Here is an 8,952-nt window from a genome sequence, read left to right on the forward strand (position 1 = left end):
TCCCCATTAGTATCGGAAAGGAGGAATATATAATTTTCATATCAGAATTGGCGGCCATTCCCTCTGAACTGATGGGTGAGAAAGTCATGAATGCGGCAGTCCTGAGACAAGAATTTACAACAGCCATTGATTTGCTGTTTACCGGATTTTAGAGCAGCCCGTCATTTTCATCCTACCCCACATTCCAGAACAAACTGCTGTCACCGTAGCGCCTATACTGCCCGGCTTCTTCCAGATCTTCCTGCTCAATATATTCATGCCCCGCCAGATCGGCTATGGTACGGGACACTTTGAGTACTGAATGACAGGCCCGGGAGGAAAAACCAATCTTTCTTGCCATCAAGGCGAAATAGTCCTGAAGCTCGGGGCTCAGGACGCAGTACTCTTCGATCATAGCTACTTTGAGAGATCTATTCCTGTGAATACCTGTCCCCTCATAACGTACGTTCTGTCTTTCCACTGCCTCATCTATTTTCAGTCTGAGATCAGCCGAAGTCTCATCGCTCTCTGAGAGAAGAACTTCTGGTGTCACTGCTTCAACGGGGACTCTGATATCTATCCAATCCATCAAAGCCCCGCCAATTTTCTTCCAGTAACGGTTAATCTCAAGCTCTGTACAGATACAGATAGAATCTCCCCGGCCCATATTTCCACAGGGACAGGGATTGGCGGCCATAACAAGTTGAAAATCAGAAGGAAACCAGTAGGATTTACCGGCACGAAACAGGGTCACTCTTCCATTTTCAAGGGGCGCTCTCAGGCTCTGAAGAATACGCCCCTGAAACTCGGGAGTCTCGTCCAGAAAGAGCACTCCACCATGGGCTAATGATATTTCACCGGGAGTCAGGTTAATTCCCCCGCCGATAAAACCTTCCAGAGGAATCGAATGATGGGGTGAACGGAAAGGCTGCTGCCGTAAAATACCACCACCAGACCCTAGCCGTCCTGCCTGAGACCATATTCGGGAAACCTCAAAGGAACATTCATCTTCCATCTCCGGAAGCAACCCTTCAAGCATGGTGGCCGCCAAAGTTTTGCCCGATCCGGGAGGACCAAAAAGGAGCATATGATGTCCTCCTGCAGCCGCAACCATGAGAGCACGTTTGAGAGAAGCCTGCCCTTTGAGATCCTTAATATCAGGGCTGACGGATTCGGACCTGTTCTGCTTCATTTTCACATGAAGAGTGGGAGGACGGGGTATGGTATCCATGGAAAGAAGTTCATTTAATTCTATTAGATGCGCCAGTGGGATGACATCAATCGCTCCGGCAGAAAAAGCTTCTCCGCAATTGTCAGGAGGGAGGATAAATTTTCGAATTCCACACTTTAAGGCTTCTGAAACGGCAGAAAGAGTCCCCTTTACCGGGCGCAGACTACCAGAAAGTTCCAGCTCTCCCAGAATCAGACATTTTTCATCATTAGTATTTTTTTGATTTGAACCGGAAGGAATCTGACCGGAAACGAGGAGGACTGCCACGGCCAGAGACAAATCAAAAGAAGCACCCTCCTTCCGAATATCCGCAGGAGTCCTATTGATCAGGATTCTACCGCTCGGGAATTGAAAGCCCGACTGCTCTATGGCCACCCTTATCCGCTCACGGGCTTCACGGACGGCTCCGTCGGGGAGTCCCACAATATCAACAGCGGGAATACCCCGCCTGATAGAAACTTCGACCCGGATTAAAAAACCCTCAAAACCTGCTGCTGCAAAACTGAATATCTGCATCTAGTCCCCCACAGCACTTATTACGGCCGGGGTGGATAAAATGCTTCAAACTATTAGAATTTCAGCCGTTCTTTTTCTACAAGACTATCGCAGAGCTCATTGTACTTGTCTCCGGAATGACCCTTCACCCAATTCCAGGACAGTTCAAATTGATCACACAACTCTTTCATTTGTATCCACAGCTCTTTGTTCTTAACGGGTTTTTTGGCCGCTGTTTTCCAGCCGTTCCGAATCCATCCGTGAATCCACACAGTCAAGCCGTTTTTCACATACTGTGAGTCCGTATAGATCTGTGCTTTCAGAGGTAAGCCCATTTCCTTGATTCTTTCCAGGGCCGTTATGACCGCAGTCATTTCCATTCTGTTATTGGTTGTTTCAGCATCTCCACCGGAAAAATGATGTTCTACACCGCCTGTCAGGAGGACACAGGCCCAGCCTCCAGGTCCGGGATTTCCGGTACAGCCGCCATCTGTATAAATTGTAATTGATTCTTCAGTATTCATGGACGAAAGAATACAATTTATTTATCTTCCGGGATAGGGAAAAGAGACATTTCCTGATAGCATATCTAAAAATTACCGGAGGGACCTGATGAATGTAAAAAAGTTACTGGAAGAATACAGTCTGGAAATTGATGATGTTAGATGGTACCTCTCACTGACTCTCACTGAGCGGATTCAGTCCATGCTTGAGCAAGAGGAAGACCTTACACGGTTTATCTGGTCTGCAGAATTGAGTGATGAGCTTTACAATATGGAAGAACACTACCTGACCAGACTTCAGGACCAGGTCAACGAAAAGACTCTGGATGAAAGCCATCTGCGGGAGATCCTTTCAGATATGGAAACAGCCCGGAGACGAAGACTTGGATTCTGATCCGGGCTGCACTTTATATTCAGGAAGCAGGCATCATAGCCATGATATCTTTTTCAATGGCTTTTATTTTAGATGAAACCTGTTTTTTGGCCTCCGTCAATTCCAGGCCCTTTTCCCCGCAAATGGAGGCATAAAATTTAATCTTGGGTTCGGTTCCCGAAGGTCTGGCAGTGATCAGACTACCATCTTCCAGCAGAAACTGGAGGACGTTGGAAGCCGGCAGATCAATATCTGTGTCTAATTCTGAAGTCACCAGGTTACGGGTGGTTCCTTCCTGATAGTCCTTGAAAGCTGTCACCGTCACTCCGCCCAGGGTGGATGGAGGTGTGGATCTGAGTTTAGTCATCAGGGAAGCCATGACATCCTGCCCGGACTGCCCCTTGAAATACTGGGAAATCAGAGATTCTTCGTAATAGCCGAAGCGTCTATAGATATCATTCAGATGATCCAGGACTGTCCGTCCCTGAGCCACATTCCACAATGCCATTTCGGCGCTCATGGTGGCCGCAGACACAGCATCTTTATCTCTCACTTCATTTTCGACAAGAAAACCATAGCTCTCTTCACCGCCAAAGACATAATTATGTGAGCCAGATTCTTCGAATTCTCTCATTTTTTCACCGATGAATTTGAAGCCGGTCAACACCTTGAAAGTCGCAGCTCCATAGGATTCGGCAATTTTAATCTGAAGATCCGTTGTCACAATTGTGTTGATAAAAGCAGGATGGGGAGGCAGGGTTCCTAATTCTGTTCGGGAGAAAAAGATATAATCCGTAAGAAGGGCACCCAGCTGATTTCCTGTAATCAGAGTATAACCGTCCCCATCGGGTACGGCGATACCAAGACGGTCTGCATCAGGATCTGTACCCATAACCAGGTCGGCCTTTTCTCTCACGGCATAATCCAGGGCCATCTGCATGGCAGATGTGATTTCCGGATTTGGGAAAGCGACTGTGGGGAACGCACCATCAGGCTCCCGCTGCTCCTTGACGGTGATCACCTGGATTCCCATTTTTGTAAGGGCCGTTTCAACAGGAATGGTACCGCATCCGTGAAGAGGGGTATAAACGACTTTGAGATCCTTCCCTTTTTCTTTCACCATTTCCGGTCTGAGAGACTGGGCGATAACCATATTCAGATAGGGAATATCCACGGATTCATCGATCATAAAGAGCTGCTTTCTTTCTATGGCTTCATCCCGGGATAGAACATTGATTTCTTCACTGACCGCCCGAACCTCTGTGATGATGCCGGTATCATGAGGAGATGTGATCTGAGCTCCATCTTCCCAGTACACCTTATACCCATTGTATTCAGCAGGATTATGACTCGCAGTGACCATGACTCCGGAACAGCAATTCAATTGACGAACCGCATAGGAGAGTTCAGGAGTAGGTCTCAAAGATGTAAACAGATGGGCTTCGATCCCGTTTCCTGCAAAAACCAGAGCGGCCTGTTCTGCAAAAAGATCAGAGAAATGGCGGGAATCATAAGCAAGAGCCACACGCCTTTTATCCCGGGGTGCATATTTTAAGATATAATTTGCCAGACCCTGAGTAGCTTTTCTGACGGTGTAAGGATTGATTCGGTTCAGACCGCCTCCAATAACCCCCCTGAGACCTCCAGTACCGAAAGAAAGGTCCGTATAAAAACGATCGTTCAGTTCCTCCCAGTTCTCTTCAGCTAATAGAGTCTCTACCTGTTTGCTGAAATGAAGATTATTCTCTTTTTGTAAATAATCCTTTGCCTTGGCAATCAGTTTATCCCGTTCCATTCTAATCCCCTCAGATTTCACATTTTTGATATTTTAAGTTTATATGATCCAGCAGCCGATTTCATCTGCCCTTTCAACATAAGCGAGTTTTTTATACTTATTCAGCTGTTTTCTGCTGCGGTACCCCCACAAAACAGCCAGAGCCTTCATATTTCCAGACATTGCTGTTTCCATGTCGACGTCAGAGTCTCCGACATATAGAATCTCGTCGGATGAAAACCCTGACTGCCTGATGATTTCGGCCGCAGATCGGGCATCGGGTTTTAAGGAAAGACCGGGACGGGCACCAAAAACAGCTTCAAATGTCCCCCCAGGAAATACTGCATCGATAATGAAATTGGCTGTGATTTGATCCTTATTGGTATATACAAAAAGGGAAAGTCCCTTGTCCTTCAATAGTTTCAAAAGAGTGAGTATGCCCTCATAAACTTCCGTTTGCGAGCAGGGATCTGCTCTGTAATACTCAACGAGCCGGGACGTAGCCTTGTTCATCTCTTCCGTGTCCAAATTATGCATTGTCATCTCAAGGGTCTTTGCTAAACCCCAGCCTACCCTGCTGCGGAAAGATTCAACCTCTTGAGGGGGCAGATTATAATCGATGAGAACCCGGTTAACTGCCGAAGCAATATCCTTCATGGAATCAACGAGGGTTCCATCCAGATCAAAGATTACGGCTTTAAAGGAGACCTTATTCATGAGGTCAGCATAGTCGAAGAACCCTTGTTTTGCAACGCATATACATAGGCTTTGTCAAAGCCCTGATTCACTATAATATAGGCGTATGGCTAACATTTTATTTCTTGAACCCTTCTATGCCGGATCTCATCAGTACTTTGCAGACGGTTTTATCCGCCATACAAAACACAATGTACAACTCCTCACTCTACCCGGACGGTTCTGGAAATGGCGCATGGAATCGGCTGGTATGGAATTTGCCAGGATGATCAATAACAGGAAAAAACCCGATTTGGTCATGGCAACAAATCTGATGGATTTAGCACAATGGAAGGTATATTCAGGCTGGGGAGAGATTCCTCACATCCTTTATGTTCATGAAAATCAGCTGGATTACCCCCTCAATGAGGGAGAAAAGAGGGATTTTCATTACGTTTGGAAGGATTATTCTAATTTCCTTATAGGGGACAAACTGATTTTCAACTCACAATACAACCTGGATAGTTTCTGTCATAAATTTAAAAGATTCAGTCGAAGCCTCCCTGATTGCAATCCAATTGATCCTGAAAATATAATAAGGAATAAATCGGTCATAATCTCCCCTGGTTGCTCTATCATTGAGAGGAATGACCTCCAGAACTTGAAAATGAAAAAGAATGAATCCCCACTCTTTTTATGGAATCATCGCTGGGAGCATGATAAAAATCCTGAAGATTTCTTCTCATTGTTGAAAAAACTGAAAAATAAAACTATCCCCTTCAGGTTGGCCCTATTGGGAGAATCCTTCAAAGACAGTCCCTCCTGCTTTCATGAGGCAAAGTCTCTGTTTAAAGAAGAAATCGTTCATTATGGATTCGTCCAAAGCCGGAAAGATTATGAGATGTGGTTAAAAAAAGCGGATTTTGTTGTGACTACGGCTCGGCAGGAGAATTTTGGAATTTCAATGGTAGAAGCCATGAGTGCCGGGGTACTTCCTCTCATGCCGGATCGTTTGGCCTATCCGGAAGTTCTCCCCCGTGAATTTCATAAGGATTGTCTTTATACCCATGAGGAAGACCTGTTTGAAAAGCTGTGTCTTCTTATGGATCATCCCGATTTGAACCTCTTAAGGGAAAAATTGATACTGAAGATGGTCCGCTACGGCTGGGAAGAAATAATACTGGAATTGAATGCACTTATTGATGAAACTCTTGAAATCTCGGGACTAAAATAGTTTTTCAGCAAACTTATACAACTGACGGGGTGTTTCATAGAGGAATCCTCTATCATCAAGGATCAAAAGGTCATGATCACCCTTAACCTGGAGAACAGGATAGACCTTTCCACTTGAGACATGAATTCGGGCCTCCAGAAATGGATCAATCATTCCTGGAAAAGAGGGTGATTTCTCTCTGACAGTACAATTGTCATCAAAATCATCCCGGAGTTCTACATAAAATAATGGGTTTATATCTTCCATATAACCTAAATTATCGACATTTTATTTTAAATGAACAGTCTTAAATCTAAACGTAATCTTCTAGATCTTTAATTGTTTTGAAATTTCTCATTTTTGCAATGGCCATTTCCTGAATCTGACGGACCCGCTCCCTGGTGATACCCAGAACTTTTCCCGTTTCTTCAAGGGTCAGGGGGTTCTTACCATTCAAACCGAACCGCAGTTGAATAATTTTCATTTCTCTTTCACTGAGTTGTTTCAACACATCATTAATTGTTTCCTGAAGGGAAAGGTTGAAAACCATTTCGATGGGTTCCTGATTATGTTCATCCTTAATCAAATCACTGAGACGGGTCATGTGATCCTGATCGACAGTCGTATCCAATGATGCAGTTTCCTGAGATAAAGACATGATCTCCTTAATCTTTTCCACGGGAAGGTTCATGTATTCAGCCATTTCCTCGGGAAGAGGATCTCTTCCCAGGTCCTGAGTCAACTGTTTGGAAACGAGATAGCTCTTTTTTATGGTATTCAGCATATGGATTGGAATCCGGATGATTCTTGATTTATCTGCCAGAGATTTAATGATCGCCTGCCTGATCCACCAGGTACCATATGTAGAAAAACGGCATCCCTTTGTATAATCAAAGCGATCAACAGCTTCTATGAGACCAATATTCCCTTCATCTATCAAATCCAGTAAGGACATTCCCCGGTGCTGATATTTTTTAGCGATGGACACAACCAGCCTCAGGTTGGACTGAATCATTCTGTTCTTCAGTAACTTCATCTGATCTTCAAACAATCGTTTCTGAACCAGAAAATCCTCTTGTGAGATATTCTCTGCTTCAATCTCCATATCCAGCTCATCCAGCTGAATCCCCAATTTTTCCAGCCGGATTCCGATATCCTGCTCCTCACCGATAGTCAGCAGGTTATATCTGGATATTTGTTTGAGATACAAAGCCAAGGGGTCAGTTTCGTTATTGATAGAGTCTATTGATTTTTCATTGATTTTTCGCATAATACCACCGGGTTAATAGTTTATCCCCGGGGTGCTGACACGACACTCACAGGGATTCCGTCTTTAAAAACGGAAAAATACATACTTACAGTTCTTGTTGCCAGCCCGGAATGCCCCAGTCTACCAATACGTGAGCCTGCCTGAACATACTCACCAACATTTACAAAGACATCTTCATTTCCACCGTAGAGATATATATAGCCCTCTACATCAATCAATACGACCTGCCCAAATCCTCTGTAGGGCCCCGTCCAGACAACATTCCCCGATGCGATAGACCGGACAAGAGAAGCCTCGGAGGCCTCAATTTTGACTCCTCGGAGTTTTCCCGTCAATGACTGTTTTATTCCCTCAACCGGCCAGACAAGCTTGTCGGAATAGGAGGTAGAAACATGAGATACACTATTTTCTACGACAGGAGAACTCCCTGATTGAATTGATTCTTCTGAACCAGAAGAGACAATCAGCGATTCTCCGGGTCTGAGAAGACCATTACCGCTAAAATCATTGAGTTCCATCAGTTCGTTCACCGATAATCCGTAATTCCGGGCTATTCGATAAAAGGTATCACCTTTCTGAACAATATACTGATTTGTCTTCGAATTGTCATTCGAATTCAGGGAATTCATCACGGGTATGATCAAATGACTACCAACAGACAGATTCTCAGGTGAATTGATGTTATTGGCAATCATAATCTCGGTCACTGAAACACCATATCTCCTGGATAGGCTATAAAGGGTTTCTCCCTGAAGCAGTGTATGACTGAGAGGTTGAGCCTGGATTGTGAGTGAAATAAACAGCAAAATTGATATGGTGATTATCCGAGTTCTATATTTCTGCATACTTTCAATTTCGGCTATATGGCGGAGGAACTGTACAATCTTTGTGAAAGAAAAATCTTCAGCTCTCGAAAGTTTGTCTACGAATACAAGGAAACGTGAAATAGGGGTGAGACCCTTAGGCCTATACCACTTAATCATCCAGGGCACCCTTCGGCCTTCTACAGAAAATACACCAGGGCAATGTTATTGCCCTGGTAGGACATGAATACTTCGAACCGGAGGTTCAAATTCTCATCAAAGATTCTTAGGATTTGCCTTACGTTCTCCACATTTATCCATCTACTGAAGTATTGTTATACTTCAGTGTTTTATTTCTAAAGGCCTAAGGGCCTACCGGCTCCCTACTGGCCCTCTTCCATTGCTAAAATGCCATCCTTGGCATTTTGCTTCTCCAGGTATTCGAAGCCGCAACTCCAGTTCAAATCCTCTCAGCAATCAAGGGATTATCCTGAGTAATGTCTGTAAATATTATTGAAGAAATATTTGCTTAGGAGAAAAAAGAGTCGGGCTGAGACCCTTAGGCCTATACCACTTAATCATCCAGGGCACCCTTCGGCCTTCTACAGAAAATACACCAGGGCAATGTTATTGCCC

General features: G+C 44.5%; 10 protein-coding genes. 3 read left to right on the top strand and 7 right to left on the bottom strand.

What is annotated here, in order from left to right; genetic code table 11:
* Positions 1-11: 11 nt before the first annotated feature.
* Positions 12-152 carry a hypothetical protein gene (locus PF479_RS20795; protein ID WP_367277230.1) on the top strand — a complete coding sequence of 47 codons (141 nt, stop codon included), beginning with the start codon at positions 12-14 and terminating at the stop codon, positions 150-152.
* A 20-nt stretch (positions 153-172) separates the two neighbouring features.
* Here PF479_RS20795 and PF479_RS11375 read toward each other — a convergent pair whose 3' ends face one another.
* Positions 173-1,726: a YifB family Mg chelatase-like AAA ATPase gene (locus PF479_RS11375; protein ID WP_298006466.1), complete on the bottom strand. Its 1,554-nt coding sequence runs from the start codon at positions 1,724-1,726 to the stop codon at positions 173-175.
* Positions 1,727-1,779: 53 nt separating this feature from the next.
* Complete coding sequence (rnhA, locus tag PF479_RS11380; RefSeq protein ID WP_298006469.1) at positions 1,780-2,229, bottom strand: ribonuclease HI; 450 nt, start codon at positions 2,227-2,229, stop codon at positions 1,780-1,782.
* An 88-nt stretch (positions 2,230-2,317) separates the two neighbouring features.
* On the opposite strand from rnhA, the gene PF479_RS11385 reads away from it, so the two are divergent.
* On the top strand, positions 2,318-2,602 hold the full coding sequence (locus tag PF479_RS11385) for a hypothetical protein (protein WP_298006472.1): 285 nt from the start codon (positions 2,318-2,320) through the stop codon (positions 2,600-2,602).
* Between the two features lie 19 nt (positions 2,603-2,621).
* On the opposite strand, the gene PF479_RS11390 is transcribed toward PF479_RS11385, so the two are convergent.
* Both PF479_RS11390 and PF479_RS11395 read right to left on the bottom strand, forming a co-directional pair.
* Complete coding sequence (locus PF479_RS11390) at positions 2,622-4,376, bottom strand: phospho-sugar mutase (protein ID WP_298006475.1); 1,755 nt, start codon at positions 4,374-4,376, stop codon at positions 2,622-2,624.
* A gap of 39 nt (positions 4,377-4,415) precedes the next feature.
* Positions 4,416-5,072: an HAD family hydrolase gene (locus PF479_RS11395; RefSeq protein WP_298006477.1), complete on the bottom strand. Its 657-nt coding sequence runs from the start codon at positions 5,070-5,072 to the stop codon at positions 4,416-4,418.
* Positions 5,073-5,157: 85 nt separating this feature from the next.
* Here PF479_RS11395 and PF479_RS11400 point away from each other — a divergent pair, with 85 nt between their 5' ends.
* Positions 5,158-6,264 (top strand): DUF3524 domain-containing protein, encoded by a 1,107-nt coding sequence (locus PF479_RS11400; protein ID WP_298006480.1) that lies wholly within the window; start codon positions 5,158-5,160, stop codon positions 6,262-6,264.
* Here the strand turns inward: PF479_RS11400 and PF479_RS11405 are convergent.
* From PF479_RS11405 to PF479_RS11415, 3 genes are read right to left on the bottom strand one after another with little or no spacing between them, the layout of a single operon-like run.
* On the bottom strand, positions 6,256-6,510 hold the full coding sequence (locus tag PF479_RS11405; protein ID WP_298006483.1) for a hypothetical protein: 255 nt from the start codon (positions 6,508-6,510) through the stop codon (positions 6,256-6,258). The two genes, PF479_RS11400 and PF479_RS11405, sit on opposite strands and share 9 nt — an antisense overlap.
* A gap of 46 nt (positions 6,511-6,556) precedes the next feature.
* The gene (locus tag PF479_RS11410; RefSeq protein WP_298006485.1) at positions 6,557-7,513 is read right to left on the bottom strand and encodes a sigma-70 family RNA polymerase sigma factor; all 957 of its coding nucleotides are present in this window, start codon (positions 7,511-7,513) and stop codon (positions 6,557-6,559) included.
* 20 nt (positions 7,514-7,533) lie between these two features.
* On the bottom strand, positions 7,534-8,496 hold the full coding sequence (locus tag PF479_RS11415) for a LysM peptidoglycan-binding domain-containing protein (RefSeq protein WP_298006488.1): 963 nt from the start codon (positions 8,494-8,496) through the stop codon (positions 7,534-7,536).
* Positions 8,497-8,952 lie beyond the last annotated feature (456 nt).

Source organism: Oceanispirochaeta sp. (assembly GCF_027859075.1).
GTDB lineage: Bacteria > Spirochaetota > Spirochaetia > DSM-2461 > DSM-2461 > Oceanispirochaeta.

Bases quoted from the DNA above. Each gene is read 5' to 3' on its own strand.
- PF479_RS11390 (WP_298006475.1), bottom strand. From the start codon at position 4,376: ATGGAACGGGATAAACTGATTGCCAAGGCAAAGGATTATTTACAAAAA.
- PF479_RS11410 (WP_298006485.1), bottom strand. From the start codon at position 7,513: ATGCGAAAAATCAATGAAAAATCAATAGACTCTATCAATAACGAAACT.
- PF479_RS11400 (WP_298006480.1), top strand. From the start codon at position 5,158: ATGGCTAACATTTTATTTCTTGAACCCTTCTATGCCGGATCTCATCAG.
- rnhA (WP_298006469.1), bottom strand. From the start codon at position 2,229: ATGAATACTGAAGAATCAATTACAATTTATACAGATGGCGGCTGTACC.
- PF479_RS11385 (WP_298006472.1), top strand. From the start codon at position 2,318: ATGAATGTAAAAAAGTTACTGGAAGAATACAGTCTGGAAATTGATGAT.
- PF479_RS11415 (WP_298006488.1), bottom strand. From the start codon at position 8,496: ATGATTAAGTGGTATAGGCCTAAGGGTCTCACCCCTATTTCACGTTTC.
- PF479_RS11375 (WP_298006466.1), bottom strand. From the start codon at position 1,726: ATGCAGATATTCAGTTTTGCAGCAGCAGGTTTTGAGGGTTTTTTAATC.
- PF479_RS11405 (WP_298006483.1), bottom strand. From the start codon at position 6,510: ATGGAAGATATAAACCCATTATTTTATGTAGAACTCCGGGATGATTTT.
- PF479_RS11395 (WP_298006477.1), bottom strand. From the start codon at position 5,072: ATGAATAAGGTCTCCTTTAAAGCCGTAATCTTTGATCTGGATGGAACC.